This is a genomic window from Agromyces sp. NPDC052230, assembly GCF_040679595.1.
Classification (GTDB): Bacteria; Actinomycetota; Actinomycetes; order Actinomycetales; family Microbacteriaceae; genus Agromyces.
The window spans coordinates 184,357-200,050 of sequence record NZ_JBFAVC010000009.1; the positions used below are offsets into that span (position 1 = coordinate 184,357).

A 15,694-nucleotide genomic window follows, 5' to 3' on the forward strand; every position below is an offset into this window, starting at 1 on the left:
ACCCTAGACTCGAGCCTATGCGAGTCCACGTTGCCGATCACCCGCTCATCACCCATAAGCTGACGGTGCTCCGCGACGTGAACACCCCGTCCTCGGTCTTCCGCTCGCTGGTCGAGGAGCTCATGACGCTCCTCGCCTACGAGGGCACGCGGGGTGTTCGGGTCGAGCCCGTCGACATCGTGACCCCGGTGGCGCCCACGACGGGGGTGCGCATCGCCGATCCGAAGCCGCTCATCGTCCCCATCCTGCGCGCCGGACTCGGCATGCTCGACGGCATGGTGAAGCTCCTCCCGAGCGCCGAGGTCGGCTTCCTGGGCATGGCTCGCAACGAGGAGACGCTCGAGCCGACCACGTACGCCGAGCGACTGCCCGATGACCTCAGCGACCGCCAGTGCTTCGTGCTCGACCCCATGCTCGCGACGGGCGGGTCGCTGACGGCGGCCATCGAGTTCCTGCTCGCACGCGGGGCGACGGATGTCACGGCCATCTGCATCCTCGCCGCCCCCGAGGGTCTCCGGGCCGTCGAGGAGGCGCTGCACGGACGCGAGGTCACCATCGTGCTCGGCGCCGTCGACGAGCGGCTGAACGAGCACGGCTACATCGTGCCCGGACTCGGCGATGCCGGCGACCGGCTGTACGGCACAGTCTGATATACCTGCCTTCTTCGTGAAGGCAGCGAAGGATCTTCGGACCGCGGCGCGCCGCAGTGGCATCCGAATGCGGAATATTTCTGACGACCGTTGTTTCTCGAAGATTCTTGCATTCCCGACATCCGCTGCTCTGATCCTCCCGGATGCCCCGACTCATCGCGAACCGTCTGCACCGTCACACCCCGTCATGCGGCCGTCATGAATTGACACACGCTCGGCTTTCGGTTTGACTGACGCCCATGACTGACAGCGCACGCCCCCTGATCGCCTCCGAGGCCCTCAGGACGACCGGCATGATGATGCCGGCGAGCGCGTCCATGTGTTGTCGAATGTGCCGCTGACCGCGACCCGACCGCCGAGTTCCCGTCGCCGATCCGCACCCTGATCGGAACGGACTCCATCGAACCCGACGCTCTCCTCCGGGTTCTCCCGGCCGCACGGCCATTCGCATCGACCCCGTCGAATCGGGGTCAATCGCCGCATCTTCTTCGCACAAGGATTCCCGTCATGTCGCTCGCCTTCGCTCCCGCCCGCACCTCCAGCCCCGTCCGCACCACGGTGCGCACCGCCCCGTCGCTGCCTGCGACGCCGGCCCGCCCCGTCCCGATCTCCTCCCGCACGCACCCCGAGGCCACGCACGCCGACGGCCAGCAGTCGGTCCGTTCCGCGGCACCCCGCGTCCGCGCGGTGCCCGACGGCACCGAGGCCCGCGGCTTCGTGCTCTACGTCGGCATCGATGAGGGCAAGGCCGCGGCCGACGGCACCACGCTGCACCGCATCGTCGAGGCACTACGCGCACTCACCGCCGAGATCGCACCGTCGGCCGAGACCTACGCTGCTGTCGCCCTCGCCCCCGAGGGCTCGGGCGGACGCGACGTCGACGTCGTGCGCCTCGCCCTGCAGGACCCGGCCGCGCTCGCGAAGCAGCGCCAGGAGCAGGGCACGCGTGACGACAGCGACCGCCACCCGAACGGCGTGATCATCGACATCTCGCGCAAGCGCGTGCTGCTCGACGGCGAGGCCGGCGGGCTCACCTACAAGGAGTTCGAACTGCTGCAGTACCTCGTGCTGCGCGAGGGTCGCACCATCGACCGTCACGAGCTCATCGAGAACCTCTGGGACGCCGACGACGAGGCACCGAGCGAGCGCACCATCGACGTGCACGTGCGGCGCCTGCGCTCGAAGCTCGCCCACTACCAGGACATCGTGCGCACGGTGCGCGGGGTCGGCTATCGGTTCGACCGGCACGCCGACGTGTCGATCCGGCAGGCGTCGACGCCCTCGCCCGACGTCTACTGATCGAGGCTCCGTCCCGCCATGGCGCGTCGGGGGACCGGCGAACTCATCGGTGTCTGCTGAGTCGATCGAGGGGTGATCGCGGCCGCAGTCGCGCGGAATCGAGGCCGATCCGGGCACCGAGAAGACTCTGTTGAAAAATCACAGAATGATAACTAGACGCCGTTACCGATCCGTTATATATTCGGTAACGCACCGGCTGTTTGCTGTGGCGGTTGGTGCGGAATGTGATTGCAGGACACTCTTGGTGCAAGGGAGAGGGCCGGTCGTCAGCCTCTACGACCGGCCCTCAACCGATCCCGGCGAAGGTTCCCTATCCTTGGAACACGTCCGCTGATCCGGCGAACGAATCGAGGGGAGCACGAGTGGCCGATCGCGCACTCACTGTCGCCGCATGGGAGTCGCTGTTCCGCGCGCAGGTCACCATCCTCCGCGCCCTGGCAGCCGAGTTTCCCAGCGACATCATTTCGCTGAACGAGTACGACGTGCTCTTCAACATCTCACGGGCACCGCGACGGCGCCTGAGGCTCAAGGACCTCAACCGCTCGGTGCTCATCACACAGCCGAGCGTGAGCCGGCTCGTCGATCGGCTGGCATCCCGTGGACTGGTGGCGAAGGCCCCCGACCCGACGGATGGCCGGGGCACGATCGTCGCCCTCACCGAGGATGGGTACGCGCTCTTCCGCCGCGTCGCCTTCACCCACACCGATGCGATCACCCGGCATGTGGGCAGCGCCCTCGACGAACCGCAACTGCACGAGCTCATCGATCTCTGCGACCGGCTGCGGAACTCGGTCGGGGCTGGCCTCGCCGACGCGTCAGTCGCGCCCGCCGAAGGCGCCGAGGACGAGAGCGCCTGACGGGGATGGGCCTCTGACCCGGGGATGACGGTGGGGTGGGAACCCTACCTCCCACCCCACCGCGGCCCCCAGAAGAGGCCACTCCCGCCGAGCGACCCGAACTGAGCTCGGCGAGCAGTTCCCGAGGAGCGACTGGAGTCGATGCCTGAGCTCGCCGGTGCACGACGAACCCGTCGGGTCGGGGCCGACTCGGGTTGCTCGAATCGTAATCGCGTGACCCCCGCGAGCACACCGCCCCGAATGAGGGTCAGGATGCGTCGGGGGGCTCTGCCGGGTCAGTCGGTCCGGGCCGGATCAGGCCATGCAACCGAGTCGTCGTACACACCCTCATGCCGACGCAGGTAGGCGGCGATGAACGGACACCGCGGCACGATGGTGTCCCCCTGGGCCACCGCGTCATCGAGCACACGCTTGGCGAGGCGACTCCCGAGACCCTTGCCCTCGTGCTCGGGGAAGACCACCGTGTGCGTGAAGGTGATGCGACCCGGGTTGGTGCGGTACTCCGCGTACCCCCCGAGCTCGCCGTCGAGCTTCAGCTCGTATCGGTGCGCTTCCTCGTTGCGATCGATGGTGATGACGGTCACGAGTGCTCCTGTCGGGTCGTGGGATGCCTCCGGCCGGCGTCGCAGCGCGTTGCCGCGCTACACCTACGACGATAGCCGCAGACGCTCTCATCCCGGCTCGGACGGCTCATCGGCCCCGTCGACGCCCCGACGCATCACGCGCACCCCGCGTCGCACGCCCGAACGACTCCCCTGACGGACAGAGGGGGCGGTGGTGCGGCGGGGCGGGCCGCCACTGCGAGCGGCAGGCCGGGCCGAGCGCGCTTCGGGGTCGCGCCCCGCGCCCGGCTGGGGCCCGCGACGCGGGCGGACGAGGTGACGGCGGCTCGCGGCATCCGGAACCTCAGGATCTGCGTGGGTGATCGCCACGAGCGCGATGAGCCACGCGAACACGAGCGTGAAGGCCACGACCTCGAACACCGTGAGGTTGAAGAGCCCGATGACGTCGTAGAGCACCATCGCGGTCACTTCGAGCGCGATGGACGCGTACGACGCGAACACGAGCTCACGAGGAAGCGTGCGCGCCCACAGTTGCACGCCCACGCACAGCACCGCGAACGCCGCGGCCGCCGACAGTGCCGCCGCGTTGTGCAGGTCGGTGGCGCCGTCGATCGGTACGAGGCCGACGCCCATGAGGCTCACGCCGATCACCACGATGAGCACGCGCATCGTGAGGAGCCCGCCCCGTCGCACGCCGAACCGTGGGGCGAGGATGGCGCGGGTGAGGCTCGCGGACATCCCGGCCATGCCCGCCCCTGAGATGACCACGGCGATGTTGAAGCAGGCGGCCGCGATGTCGTCGGACGTTCCCAGCGTGCTGAAGTTGCGGGTCCACCACTCGCCGGTGGGCGTGATGCTCATGCTTGCGAGGCTTCCGGAGGCGAGCAGCATCGCCACCAGGTTGAAGGTGCTGTATGCCTCGTGATGCATCGCATGGTGGTGGAGTCGGTAGGTGCCGTAGCCCAGCCCGCCGCCGATCACGATGGCGACCGCGGAGTGACCGCCGGGCACTCCCTCGAATGCGGCACCGGTGAAGTGCACCGCGAGCACGCCGATCGCACCCCACACCAGGCCGATCGACCGGGCACGGGAATCCCGACCCAGGCCGGGCAGGTGCAGCCGCTCGAGGACCGAGTGGCCGACGCGGGAACCGGATGCCACGACCAGTCCGGCACCGACGGCGGCACCGAGGGCGATGGCCGGGAGCGCCCACACCACGTCCTCGCCGTGCAGGGCGAATCCGACCAGCTGCGGCTTCTTGTGGTGCATCCCGAACTGCGTCGTGAACTCGTGGAACATCACGATCGTGATCGCGGCGGCGATGAGCACTGCGTAGATGCGGCGGATGAATCCGCCGCCTCGCATCGCAGGGACGATGATCGGCCGATCGTGTCCCCCACCACCGGCCATCGGGGATCGGGCCGTGCGCCTTTGCCGGCGGCCCATCCCTCTTGACGATGCCGAGTCGGCCCCGGCCCGCGCACCCCTCATATCCGAACTCTCGATCACGGGAATCAGATGTGTGCCGAGCCTATCCGGGGGCACTGCCATTCACCATCGTCGGATTCGAGGAGGCGCGCCGATCCTCGGCAGATTCCCAGCGAACATCCGGGCGACGGTGCCGTCACTCCCAGCGCCGAGCACGGCCGTATCACCCCGGAACGACGAAAGCGGCCCGCTTGCGCGAGCCGCGCTCCTACTGTCTCAACCAGTGTGCGCCCGGAGGGATTCGAACCCCCAACCTTCTGATCCGTAGTCAGATGCTCTATCCGTTGAGCTACGGGCGCGTGGCATGTCGCCGGGCGCTTCGACGCACAACCGGCAACCCCGACACTCTATCCCAGACGCGTGCCCCGCGCCAATCGAGCCGACGGCGCCGATTCAGCCCGCATGCTCCGGTTTCAGGGCGTCGAGTGCCGTCAGCTGACGCCGATTCGCGACCTGGCGATACGAGGTCTCGATGAGCTCGGCGAGGAACGCCCACTCGGTGTCGGGCGCATCGAGGTCGGCACCCACCCAGCGAGCGCGGTCGTAATAGGGCACCCCGTAGAACCGGCCGTCCTGAACGAGCGCGAGGTGCTCCTCGGGGTCGGTCTTCACGACGATCGAGAAGGGGTTCTCGGCCGTCGCGGCGACGTGCACGAAGATCGGCTTCGCCGCCCGGAAGGTCGGCCGGCCCCACGCTTCGACCTCGATCACCTCGGGCAGCTCGAAGCAGATCCGCCGTACCCGTTCGATGAGCGGATGCGCCGGATCGACGACCTGCGGATGCCCCACGGCGGCCAGCCTACGCGGACCGGAGGCATTGTTCGATCGGGCCGTGGACGATCGCCGCCCCGCAGTCAAGGCCTGTCCGCGAAGTTGCCTGCGGCGTAGCTTCGAGAATGACGGACGCATTGAGGCATCCGTGCGAGGAAGGAGCACCACCATGGACGAGTCGATCGGCCGGCCACCCGAACCGACGACCGACACCCCGCCGCCGGACCCGAAACAGCAGGCACGCGACATCCTGCCGCCAGTGGAATACGGGAGCGGCCCTCTCTCCGACCCCGACGCTCGCCGGCAGTCGGCCGACCCGCTCGACCCGCACGCACCGAGTCGCGAGACCAACGATCCGCTCGACCCCGACGGCCACGTCATCTGACGACGCGACCCCGCTGTTCGATTCGCGACGCGATTCCTGAAGCGGTCGCGTACCCGATCAGGGCTTCAGGATGACCTTGATGCATCCGTCCTGCTTGTCGCGGAACTTCTCGTACATCGTCGGCGCCTGGTCGAGCGGAACCCGGTGGGTGGCGAGGTCCTCGAGGCCCAGGGGGTCGGCGGGGCCCTCGACGAGCGGCAGCAGCTCCGGGATCCACTGGTGCACATTGCACTGGCCGAACCGCATCGTGAGCTGCTTGTCGAAGATCTGGAACAGCGGCATCGGGTCGAGCGCGCCCGCGTAGACACCGCTCACCGAGACGGTGCCACCACGGCGAACCAGTTCGATCGCGAGGTTCAGCGCAGCGAGGCGGTCGACGCCGGCCTTGCGCATGATGGGCTTCGCCATGGTGTCGGGGAGCATGGTGATCGCCCTCTGCGCCGCCGCGATCGCGGGGTTCCCGTGCGCCTCCAGGCCAACCGCGTCGACGACCGCGTCGGGCCCACGCCCACCGGTCGCCTCGCGAATGGCCGGCACGACCTGGTCGTCGAGGTCGTACACGACAGCGCCGCGCCGTTCGGCCATCAGGCGTCGCTCGGGCACGGGGTCGACCGCGTGCACGCGAACGTCGTGATGCCGTGCCACGCGCGCGACCAGCTGGCCCACCGGCCCGAGTCCGAGCACGGCGAGCGAGCCCCCGGGCGGCACATTGGCGTAGCGGAATCCCTGCCAGGCGGTGGGCAGGATGTCGCTGAGGAACAGGTAGCGCTCGTCGGGGAGGTCGTGTCCGACCACTTGCGCGTTCGCGTCCGCGAGGCGCACGCGCAGGTACTCCGCCTGCCCGCCGGGCACCGATCCGTACAGCTCGGTGTACCCGTACAGCTGCGCGCCCGTTCCGTGCTCACGCTGCTGCGTGGACTCGCACTGGGTCGTGAGACCGCGTGCGCACATGTAGCAGTGCCCACAGGCGATGACGAACGGCACCACGACGCGATCACCGACCCCGATGCGCCGCACCGCGGCGCCCACGGCCTCGACGACCCCCATCGTCTCGTGGCCCAGGATGTCGCCGCGGTGCAGGAACGGCCCGAACAGGTCGTAGAGGTGCAGGTCGGAGCCGCAGATCGCCGCGGCCGTGACGCGGATCACGGCGTCGGTCGGCTCGAGCACGGTGGGGTCCGGCACCTCGACGATGCGGACGTTCTTCGCGGATTGCCAGGTGAGGGCCTTCATACCCCGTTCCTACGCGTCGCCGGGCCGGGACGGCAGGGGCTTGACGACGCCCGGACGTACCGATGACCGACGAGCGGCTAGAGTCTCGCCATGGGCAAGTTCATCTACAACTCCTCGTCGCGCGAACTCGAGATCGACGACCGCACCCTCGCGCACCTCCGCGTGGCCGTCCTCAACAAGCTTCGCCGCTCCGAGAGCTTCTCCATGACGTGGGAGCACGGGGTCGAGAACGGCAGCGGCCGCACGACGATCTGGTTGCACGAGTCGATCCCGTTGCAGTTCGTATTCAGCGGCAACCGCCCCCCGAAGCTCAACCGCGTGTGGATCGAGCAGATGGTGCTCTCCGCCAACAGCACCGCCGGACTCCAGTTCGTGCCCGAGCCCGACGAGGACGACCCGATCGACGGGGAGTGACGACGGCTCAGTCGACCGGTTCGATCTGAGTCCGCACGAACTGCTGCTCCGCCTCGGACAACCGCCGCGGCGATGCGGCGCCCGTGAGGGACGCGATCTCCGACGCGGTCGTCGCATCGATCTCGCCGCCGAGCTCCGCGAGGAGCCGGTGCTTCGACTCGATCGACAATTGGGGCCACCACCGTTCGATCGCCACGTGCCCGCTTCCGTCCGTGCCGCTTCCGCCGCTCATCGTGGCCTCCTCCGTCTGCCCTCCTCCCGTCTAGCAGCCCCCTCCCGGTGCGGCAACCCCCTCGATGTCTCGGGAGCCGTCTGCGTACCGTGGCTCACGGACACCGACCTGGTGTCCGGAACGGAGGATCACCATGAGCACGACCCTGAACGCGTCGATCGATGTCGACGTCCCCGTGCGCGTCGCGTACGACCAGTGGACCCAGTTCGAGTCGTTCCCCGAGTTCCTCGGTGGCGTCGACTCCGTGAAGCAGATCGATGACTCGCTGACCCACTGGGTCGTCTCGGTCGGCGGCGTGAAGCGGGAGTTCGATGCCGAGATCGGCGACCAGGTTCCCGACGACCACGTCGCGTGGCGAAGCCTGGGTGGCGAGGTCATGCACCGTGGTCGCGTCGAGTTCACCCCGAAGGGGCCCGACGAGACGAAGGTCGACCTGGAGATCGAGTGGGAGCCCGAGGGCTTCGTCGAAAGCGCGGGAGCCGCGCTCCAGCTCGACGACATGCAGGTGAAGAGCGACCTCAAGCGATTCAAGAAGTTCGTCGAGGAGCGCGAGGTGCCGACCGGCGCGTGGCGCGGTGAGGTCCACGGCGGAACCCCGAGCCCGACATCGCGTACGTCAGGCACGACGGGGACGCTCGGGACGGATCCCGACCTGAACCTCTGACAGACGCCGGGCGTGACGCCCGGAGTCGAAGTGGACGGGACGCAGGCCTACGCGGTCTGCGTCTCGCTCTTCCTCTTCGTGCTGCGGGCCTCGTGCTCCTTGCCGTCGTCCTCTTCGACCTGTTGCACGTCGACGCCGACCTGCACGGGCTGGCCGGGCATCGTCTCGATCGGATCCGTGTCGAGGTGTTCGGGGATGAGCTGCACGCCACCGGTGCTGTTGGCCGACCGCATCAGCTCCTCGATCCAGCCTCGGCTGAGCTCGGGGGCCTCTGGCTCGTCGAACACGAACCGAAGCGGGATCGACGGATGCAGCCACAGCGTGCTGCGGCCACGGGGTTGATCATCCGTGTGCTGCCACGACAGCGTGAAGCTCTCGCCGCGCCGTAGCTTGGTGGTGATCGCGACCTTCAGATGCGCGAGTGCCCGATCTTCGATGCCGATCGGCGTTCCGGAGTCCCCGTAATATAGCGTGCCCACTCGTCGAGCATACGCCCCATCGTAAGAGCGGGCGACCCGAGGGCCGCCCGCTCCGAAACGCAACTGCTCAGAGGATCACACTGTCCGGTTCCCGCCGATGTAGCGCACGAGGAACACGACGACCGCGATCACCAGGAGCGCGAGGCCCACCCACAGCAGGAAGTTCAGCGTGGGAACGACTCCGCCCGTGATCAGCAGCACGATCGCGGCGATGGCGATGATGGCGACGAGGATGTTCATGATCTCTCCTTCACATGCTCCGCGCTCGCGGTGACGAGGCGGACTCCGGCTCGTCCCGCCGGGCGGGCCGAGCCTCGAGACGAGGGTACGTCTCGTGTCATCGACGGTATTGGCGGATACGCTCGCACGGCGAGGGCTTGACCCCTGTTCGCGGGCGGTGCTACTCGCGGGCGCCGTTAGTGGAGGCGCCGTCGACCCGACCTGTCAACCCCCTGCATGCACACACGCGCACGCGTAGCGTGGCAGCCGACCTTGGAGCCGCAGATGACCAGTGAGCAGCTGACCGATCCCACCACCAAGCACACGACCGACCCTTTCCCCCGCCAGGAACAGGCGCCCCCCGGCCTCACCGAACGGATGGCCCCCCAGCCCGATCACGGCGAGTACAGCTACCGGGGAAATGGACGCCTCCACGGGCGACGCGCCCTCATCACCGGCGGCGACTCGGGAATCGGTCGCGCAGTGGCCATCGCGTACGCCCGCGAGGGTGCGCAAGTGGCGATCGCGTACCTGCCCAGCGAGCAGGTCGACGCCGAGGAGACCGCGAACTGGATCTCGGATGCCGGCAGCGATCCCCTGTTGCTCCCCGGCGACCTGCGCGACGAGGAGCACTGCAAGGACCTCGTCGACCACACCGAACAGGCGTTCGGCGGCATCGACCTCCTCGTTCTCAACGCGGCGCACCAGCGCAATCGAGGCGGCATCGACGAGATCCCCACCGCCGACTTCGAGGCCGTCGTACGGGTGAACCTGTTCGCGCCGGTGTTCCTGGCGAGGGCGGCGGTGCCGCTCATGGATGCCGGCTCGAGCATCATCACCACCACGTCGATCCAGGGCTTCGATCCGTCGACGGAACTGGTGGACTACGCGATGACCAAGGCGGCACTCGTCGCGTTCACGAAGGCGCTCGCCGAAGAACTCGGGCCACGCGGCATCCGTGTCAACGCCGTCGCCCCCGGACCGATCTGGACGCCGCTCATCCCGTCGACGGGATGGCCCGACCACCTTCCCGACTTCGGTCGCAATACCCCGCTCGGCCGCGCCGGGCAACCCTCGGAGCTCGCCGGCGCCTACGTGTACCTCGCCTCCGACGACGCATCGTACGTCTCGGGCGCGGTCGTCCCGGTGACCGGCGGACGCGGACTCTGACGCCGCGGCCACGAAGACGCGAGCGGGAAGCGCACACAGGAGAGAGGAGCATCCGATGCCAGGACGCAAGAACTCGTCGCTGAAGGACCCGAAGCTCTACGAGGAGCTCCGCAAGGACGGCGCCTCGAAGGAGAAGGCCGCTCGCGTCTCGAACGCGGCAGCCAACCGTGGCCGCAGCGCCGTCGGACGAAAGGGCGGCAAGGCCGGCGACTACGAGGACTGGACCGTCGACCAACTGAAGAAGCGAGCCAAGGAGCTCGGTCTCAGCGGGTACAGCAGCAAGCGCAAGTCCGAGCTGATCTCGGCGCTGCGCAACCACTGAGCCGCGGATGCCGCGCCTCAAACGGGTCGAACCCTATGTCTCGCCCGGGTTCACCCGGGTGCGGCGCGGCCGCGGCTTCAGGTACGTGCACACCGACGGCGGCGTCGCCGGCCGCGCCGAGCGGTCACGCATCGCCGACCTCGCCATTCCACCCGCGTGGGAGGACGTCTGGATCGCGGATGCCCCGAACGCGCACATCCTGGCAGTGGGCGTCGACGCGGCGGGCCGCCGCCAGTACCTCTACCACCCGGCGTGGCGCGAGCGTCAGGATGCCGAGAAGTTCCTCCGGATGACGGCGCTCGCCGAGGCCCTCCCGCTCGCCCGCCGAAGCGTTCGCCGTGACCTCTCGCTCGAGGAGCTTCCGCGGGAGCGGGTCCTCGCGGCGGCCTTCCGCACGCTCGACCTCGGGGGCATCCGCATCGGTTCGGAGGAGTCGCTCGCCGGTTTCCGGAGCCGCGGACTCACGACCCTGCTCGTGCGGAACGCCGCACTCGAGGATCCGAAGACCGTCCGGTTGCGTTTCCGAGCCAAGGGCGGCATCTCCCAGGACGTACGGGTGGCGGACCCGGCGCTCGCCACGTTCGTCGGGCGATCCGTGGAGCGGTCGCCGTCAGCGCGGCTGTATGCGTGGTCGGAGGGTCGCCGGATGCGTCCGGCATTCCCCGCCGATGTGAACGAGGACATCCGTGCGCGCACCGGTGGCGACTTCACCGCCAAGGACTTCCGGACGTTGCGGGGCACGATCGCGGCCGCGGAGCACCTCGCGGACATCGGCCCCGAGGGCACCGCCAGGGCCCGCGGGCGTGCCATCCGGGACGCGATCGAGCACGCCAGCAACGTGCTCGGCAATACTCCGACGATCGCCAAGGCGAGCTATGTCGACCCCCGAGTGCTCGCCGAGTACGAGCGCGGCCGTGTCATCACCCGGCGCGGCGAGCGTGAACGTGCGCTCCTCGCCCTCCTCGTCGAGGACGCGGAGACCGACTGACGTCAGCCGGGGACGGGCTCGGGTTGCCGCTCCTCCTCATGGCTCGCATCGATGTACTCCTCGACGAGCATGATGCCGCCGGTGCTGTTCGCCGAACGCATGAGCTCCTCGACCCAGTCGCGACTGAGCTCGGGGAGGTCGGGATCGTCGAAGACGAATCGCAGCGCGATCGACGGATGCAGCCACAGCGTGCTCCGGCCGCGCGGTTGATCTGCCGGGTGGTACCACGACAGGGTGAAGCTCTCGCCCCGTCGGAGTTTGGTCGTGATTGCGACCTTGAGATGCGCAAGTGCCCGGTCCTCGATGCCGATCGGGGTGCCGGACTCGCCGTAATAGAGAGTGCCCACGATCTAGGGTAACCCGCGGATGCCCGCCAACCATGGGACCAAGGTCACAGTTCGCGCGTGATTTCGCCGGGTGACGTGTCCAGACGCAGCCCGCGCCATCGTGGATGCCGGGCCACACCGGTCCTCGTCCATTCACCGAATTCGATCTCGCCGACCAGCTCGGGCCGTACCCAGACGGCGTCGGCGACATCCGCCGCCGGCACCTCGAGGAAGGGCGACGCGGCCTGGCGGCGAGCATCGAGTTCGGCGAGGATCCGCTCCGCCTGCAGTTCGCCGAGGCCGCTGCCGACGCGGCCGGCGTACTCGAGCCCCCGCTCGCCGGGGATGCCGACGAGGAGCGAACGGATACGTCCGGTGCGGGTGCCGATACCCTTCCGGTACCCGCCGATGACGACCTCCTGCATCCGAGTGAGCTTCACCTTCACCCAGTCACCGGAGCGCGCGCCCGGCTGGTAGCGGGAGTCGGGCCGTTTCGCCACGATGCCCTCGAGACCGAGTCGCCGACTCTCCTCCAGCGCCTCCTCGGGCGGGCCCGGCGCCTCCGGCGGCATCTCGATGGGGACGCCGCGGCGGGGGCGCACCAGTCGATGCAGGCGGGCGCGGCGCTCCCGGTACGGTTCGTCGACGACGGCGTCGCCGCCGGCCTCGAGCACGTCGAAGAGCAACAGGCGCACCGGCACGGATGCCACGAGGCGCTCGATCTCGCGAGCGCGCGTGAGGTTCATCCGCCGCTGGAGGAGTTCGAAGCTCGGGCGACCCTCGCCGTCGAGCGCGACGATCTCGCCGTCGACGAGGGCATCGTCGGCGAGCACCTTCGGAAGTGCCGCGAGCTCGGGGTAGCGTGCGGTGACGTCGTTGCCGTTCCTGCTGAGCAGGCGGATGCCGCCGTCCTGCGCCCTCGCGAGCACGCGGATGCCGTCCCACTTCCATTCGAGCGCCCACTCCTCGCCCGCGAGCATGCCGAGCGTTCCCGCCGTCGCGAGCATCGGTCGCTCGGTGATCTTCGGGGCCGACGCCTTCGCGGATGGCGGACCCGACGAAGGAGACGTCTCGAGACGTCTCCGCACGGGTGTGCTTCCATCCGCGTCCGGCTCCGCCGGTCGCTCCTCGACCCGCGGATGCTGGTCCTTCATACGATGCAGCAGCCAGGTGCTCTTCTCGCCCTCGCCGTCGGTGCGGATGAGTGCAAGCCGCACCTTCCCGAGCGGACCGCCCGGTCGCCCGTCGAGGTCGACGATGATCTCGTCGTCGCGCCACTTCTCGGTCTCGTACGTGCCGGCGTCCCAGATCGTGACGGAACCGGCGCCGTACTCGCCCGCCGGAATGGTGCCCTCGAACGAGCCGTACTCCATGGGATGGTCTTCGGTCTGCACCGCGAGGTGATTGGTACCGGATGTCTCGGGCACGCCCTTCGGCACGGCCCAGCTCTTCAGCACGCCGTCGCGCTCGAGGCGGAAGTCGTAGTGCAGGCGCCGGGCGTGGTGCTCCTGGATGACGAACGTGGGCTCATCGCCGCGCGAGGCGCCCCAGCTCGACTCCGGCATGGGCTCCGGCGTCACCCCGGTCTTGCGCATCGAGAGGTAGGCGGCGAGCGGCCCGCCGTGCGAGGCGGCGGTGAGTGCAGCGAGCGGTTCGTCGCCGGATGCCACGCGCTCGAGCACCTCGTGCGCCTCGAGGTGCCGCAGCCCCGGGTCGTCGAGCTCCTCCCACGTGCGCGGCGCGGCCACCGTCGGACGCGGACGTCCGCGCAGCGAGTACGGCGCGATCGTCGTCTTCTTCCCGTTGTTCTGGCTCCAGTCGATGAGGACCCGGCGCTCGCGCAGCGTCTTCCGCATGTTCGACACGATGAGCTCGGGATGATCCGCCTCGAGTGCGCGGGCGAGCTCGCGTGCGACGGAGGAGATCTGCTCCGACGTCTGTCGCCCGTCGACCGCGGCGTAGAGCTGCATGCCCTTGCTCCCGCTGGTCACGGGCCACGCCTCGAGGCCCATGCCGGCGAGGATCGCACGCACGAGGCGGGCCGCCTCGGCGCACTCGACGAGCCCCATCCCCGGACCGGGGTCGAGGTCGAAGACGATCCGGTCGGGATTGGCGGGGTTGCCCTGCGGGTCGAAGCGCCACTGCGGCACGTGGACCTCGAGGGACGCCTGCTGCGCGAGCCAGACGAGCGTCGCCCGGTCCCCTGCGATCGGGTAGGTCTTCGGCCCTTCGGAGTGGTGGATGACGGCGCGCCGCACCCACTCGGGTGCGTTCTCGAGGTTCTTCTCGAAGAACGCCGGCTCAGGGGCATCCGCTGTGCCCACGCCCTGGACCCAGCGCTTGCGTGTGACCGGCCGGCCGGCGACGAGTGGCACCATGACCTTGGCGACCTCCGCGTAATAGGAGATCACCTCGCCCTTGGTCATGCCCGTCTCGGGATACATGACCTTGTCGAGGTTCGTCAGCCGGAGCCTCCGGCCATCGACCTCGACGAGCTGGCGCGTGTCGGCCATCCACCCATCCTGACGGCCCTCCTGCGCAAGGGCTACCCCTCGCGGGGTTCGCGGGTGTCTACTTGACGCATGCGAGCCGTCTGGAAGGGGGCGGTCACATTCGGCCTCGTCAATGTGCCCGTCAAGTTGTACAGCGCCACCGAGGACCACGACGTGTCCCTGCACCAGGTGCACGACGCCGATGGGGGGCGCATCCGCTATCAACGCAAGTGCGAGGTCTGCGGCAAGGTCGTCGAGTACAAGAACATCGACAAGGCCTACGACGACGGCGAGCGCACGGTGGTCATCACCGATGACGACCTCAAGGCGCTGCCCGCCGAGCGCAGCCGTGAGATCGAGGTCGTCGAATTCGTGCCGACCGAGCAGATCGACCCGATCATGTTCGACCGCAGCTACTACCTCGAGCCCGACTCGGCGTCGAGCAAGGCGTACGTGCTGCTGCGGCGCACGCTCGAGTCCACCGAGCGCACCGCCATCGTGCGCATGGCCCTGCGACAGAAGACCCGACTCGCGGCGCTGCGCGTGCACGGCGACGTGCTCATGGTGCAGACGCTCCTCTGGAGCGACGAGGTGCGCGCGGCCGACTTCCCCTCGCTCGACGAGCCCGTGAAGATCTCGTCGAAGGAGCTCGACCTGTCGAAGCAGCTCGTCGAGAGCCTCGTCTCGGACTTCGACCCCGAGCAGTTCGTCGACGAGTACCAGCAGGAGCTGCGGACCCTCATCGCGGCCAAGCTCGAGCAGGGCGAGGCGCTCGACACGGCGGCGACGTTCGGCGAGCAGCCCGAGGAGGAGGGCGGCGAGGTGATCGACCTCATGGAGGCACTGCGCCAGTCGATCGCCGCGAAGCGCGAAGGCGGCGGCGGCGGCGGCGGGTCGACGGACGCGGCGAAGGCGGGAAGCGCCTCCGGCGGTTCGAAGGCACGCTCATCGGGGTCGAAGACGTCGAGTGCGAAGTCGGGCTCCGGTGATGAGGCGAAGAAGAAGGCGCCGGCGAAGAAGAAGGCCGCCTCCTGAGGACATGACGACGGCGCGGGGGGGGGCGGAGGGGTTGGCCCGCCCCCCCCGGGGGTAAGAAAACGGAAACGCCGGGCGTGACAAACCGGCCGGCCCCCCCCCCCCCC

18 protein-coding genes, 1 tRNA gene and 1 pseudogene are annotated in these 15,694 nt (G+C 69.0%); 10 read left to right on the plus strand and 10 right to left on the minus strand.

The features are described 5' to 3' along the window. The first annotated feature begins 17 nt into the window (after window positions 1-17). The 3 genes from upp to AB0K73_RS19030 all read left to right on the plus strand — a co-directional run bounded on the left by upp (window position 18) and on the right by AB0K73_RS19030 (window position 2,806). Window positions 18-650, plus strand: coding sequence for a uracil phosphoribosyltransferase (gene upp / locus AB0K73_RS19020; RefSeq protein WP_360518299.1), 633 nt, complete (start codon window positions 18-20; stop codon window positions 648-650). Between the two features lie 507 nt (window positions 651-1,157). Then, a complete protein-coding gene (locus AB0K73_RS19025) occupies window positions 1,158-1,949 on the plus strand; it encodes a winged helix-turn-helix domain-containing protein (RefSeq protein ID WP_360518302.1) in 792 nt (263 codons plus the stop codon). A 362-nt stretch (window positions 1,950-2,311) separates the two neighbouring features. Next, the gene (locus tag AB0K73_RS19030) at window positions 2,312-2,806 is read left to right on the plus strand and encodes a MarR family transcriptional regulator (RefSeq protein ID WP_360518305.1); all 495 of its coding nucleotides are present in this window, start codon (window positions 2,312-2,314) and stop codon (window positions 2,804-2,806) included. A 275-nt stretch (window positions 2,807-3,081) separates the two neighbouring features. On the opposite strand, the gene AB0K73_RS19035 is transcribed toward AB0K73_RS19030, so the two are convergent. The 4 genes from AB0K73_RS19035 to AB0K73_RS19050 all read right to left on the minus strand — a co-directional run bounded on the left by AB0K73_RS19035 (window position 3,082) and on the right by AB0K73_RS19050 (window position 5,646). Beyond that, window positions 3,082-3,390, minus strand: a complete 309-nt coding sequence (locus tag AB0K73_RS19035) for a GNAT family N-acetyltransferase (protein ID WP_360518308.1) — start codon at window positions 3,388-3,390, stop codon at window positions 3,082-3,084. An 87-nt stretch (window positions 3,391-3,477) separates the two neighbouring features. Then, window positions 3,478-4,734: a hypothetical protein gene (locus tag AB0K73_RS19040; RefSeq protein WP_360518311.1), complete on the minus strand. Its 1,257-nt coding sequence runs from the start codon at window positions 4,732-4,734 to the stop codon at window positions 3,478-3,480. Window positions 4,735-5,083: 349 nt separating this feature from the next. Further along, window positions 5,084-5,156: transfer RNA gene (locus AB0K73_RS19045), tRNA-Arg, on the minus strand. A gap of 94 nt (window positions 5,157-5,250) precedes the next feature. Continuing rightward, window positions 5,251-5,646 (minus strand): MmcQ/YjbR family DNA-binding protein, encoded by a 396-nt coding sequence (locus tag AB0K73_RS19050; RefSeq protein WP_360518314.1) that lies wholly within the window; start codon window positions 5,644-5,646, stop codon window positions 5,251-5,253. A gap of 151 nt (window positions 5,647-5,797) precedes the next feature. On the opposite strand from AB0K73_RS19050, the gene AB0K73_RS19055 reads away from it, so the two are divergent. After that, a complete protein-coding gene (locus AB0K73_RS19055; protein ID WP_360518317.1) occupies window positions 5,798-6,013 on the plus strand; it encodes a hypothetical protein in 216 nt (71 codons plus the stop codon). Window positions 6,014-6,070: 57 nt separating this feature from the next. Here the strand turns inward: AB0K73_RS19055 and AB0K73_RS19060 are convergent, their stop codons facing one another. Beyond that, window positions 6,071-7,246, minus strand: coding sequence for an alcohol dehydrogenase catalytic domain-containing protein (locus AB0K73_RS19060; protein ID WP_360518320.1), 1,176 nt, complete (start codon window positions 7,244-7,246; stop codon window positions 6,071-6,073). Window positions 7,247-7,336: 90 nt separating this feature from the next. Between AB0K73_RS19060 and AB0K73_RS19065 the strand changes: the two genes are divergently transcribed. Continuing rightward, on the plus strand, window positions 7,337-7,660 hold the full coding sequence (locus AB0K73_RS19065; protein WP_360518323.1) for an ATP-dependent DNA ligase: 324 nt from the start codon (window positions 7,337-7,339) through the stop codon (window positions 7,658-7,660). 7 nt (window positions 7,661-7,667) lie between these two features. Here AB0K73_RS19065 and AB0K73_RS19070 read toward each other — a convergent pair whose 3' ends face one another. Then, window positions 7,668-7,892: a hypothetical protein gene (locus AB0K73_RS19070; protein ID WP_360518326.1), complete on the minus strand. Its 225-nt coding sequence runs from the start codon at window positions 7,890-7,892 to the stop codon at window positions 7,668-7,670. A gap of 133 nt (window positions 7,893-8,025) precedes the next feature. Between AB0K73_RS19070 and AB0K73_RS19075 the strand changes: the two genes are divergently transcribed. Further along, window positions 8,026-8,556 (plus strand): SRPBCC family protein, encoded by a 531-nt coding sequence (locus tag AB0K73_RS19075; protein WP_360518329.1) that lies wholly within the window; start codon window positions 8,026-8,028, stop codon window positions 8,554-8,556. 179 nt (window positions 8,557-8,735) lie between these two features. Here the strand turns inward: AB0K73_RS19075 and AB0K73_RS19080 are convergent. Both AB0K73_RS19080 and AB0K73_RS19085 read right to left on the minus strand, forming a co-directional pair. Continuing rightward, window positions 8,736-9,035 (minus strand): annotated as a pseudogene (locus AB0K73_RS19080) (hypothetical protein); the annotation flags it as partial. Between the two features lie 75 nt (window positions 9,036-9,110). Beyond that, window positions 9,111-9,275 (minus strand): hypothetical protein, encoded by a 165-nt coding sequence (locus AB0K73_RS19085; RefSeq protein WP_360518332.1) that lies wholly within the window; start codon window positions 9,273-9,275, stop codon window positions 9,111-9,113. 264 nt (window positions 9,276-9,539) lie between these two features. Here AB0K73_RS19085 and AB0K73_RS19090 point away from each other — a divergent pair, with 264 nt between their 5' ends. From AB0K73_RS19090 to AB0K73_RS19100, 3 genes are read left to right on the plus strand one after another with little or no spacing between them, the layout of a single operon-like run. After that, the gene (locus tag AB0K73_RS19090; protein WP_360518335.1) at window positions 9,540-10,424 is read left to right on the plus strand and encodes an SDR family oxidoreductase; all 885 of its coding nucleotides are present in this window, start codon (window positions 9,540-9,542) and stop codon (window positions 10,422-10,424) included. 55 nt (window positions 10,425-10,479) lie between these two features. Then, window positions 10,480-10,746, plus strand: a complete 267-nt coding sequence (locus AB0K73_RS19095; RefSeq protein ID WP_360518338.1) for a Rho termination factor N-terminal domain-containing protein — start codon at window positions 10,480-10,482, stop codon at window positions 10,744-10,746. 7 nt (window positions 10,747-10,753) lie between these two features. After that, complete coding sequence (locus AB0K73_RS19100; RefSeq protein WP_360518341.1) at window positions 10,754-11,734, plus strand: DNA topoisomerase IB; 981 nt, start codon at window positions 10,754-10,756, stop codon at window positions 11,732-11,734. A gap of 2 nt (window positions 11,735-11,736) precedes the next feature. On the opposite strand, the gene AB0K73_RS19105 is transcribed toward AB0K73_RS19100, so the two are convergent. Beyond that, window positions 11,737-12,081: a hypothetical protein gene (locus tag AB0K73_RS19105; protein WP_360518344.1), complete on the minus strand. Its 345-nt coding sequence runs from the start codon at window positions 12,079-12,081 to the stop codon at window positions 11,737-11,739. A gap of 44 nt (window positions 12,082-12,125) precedes the next feature. Beyond that, window positions 12,126-14,573 carry an ATP-dependent DNA ligase gene (locus AB0K73_RS19110; RefSeq protein ID WP_360518347.1) on the minus strand — a complete coding sequence of 816 codons (2,448 nt, stop codon included), beginning with the start codon at window positions 14,571-14,573 and terminating at the stop codon, window positions 12,126-12,128. A 69-nt stretch (window positions 14,574-14,642) separates the two neighbouring features. On the opposite strand from AB0K73_RS19110, the gene AB0K73_RS19115 reads away from it, so the two are divergent. Then, the gene (locus tag AB0K73_RS19115) at window positions 14,643-15,587 is read left to right on the plus strand and encodes a Ku protein (RefSeq protein WP_360518350.1); all 945 of its coding nucleotides are present in this window, start codon (window positions 14,643-14,645) and stop codon (window positions 15,585-15,587) included. Window positions 15,588-15,694 lie beyond the last annotated feature (107 nt).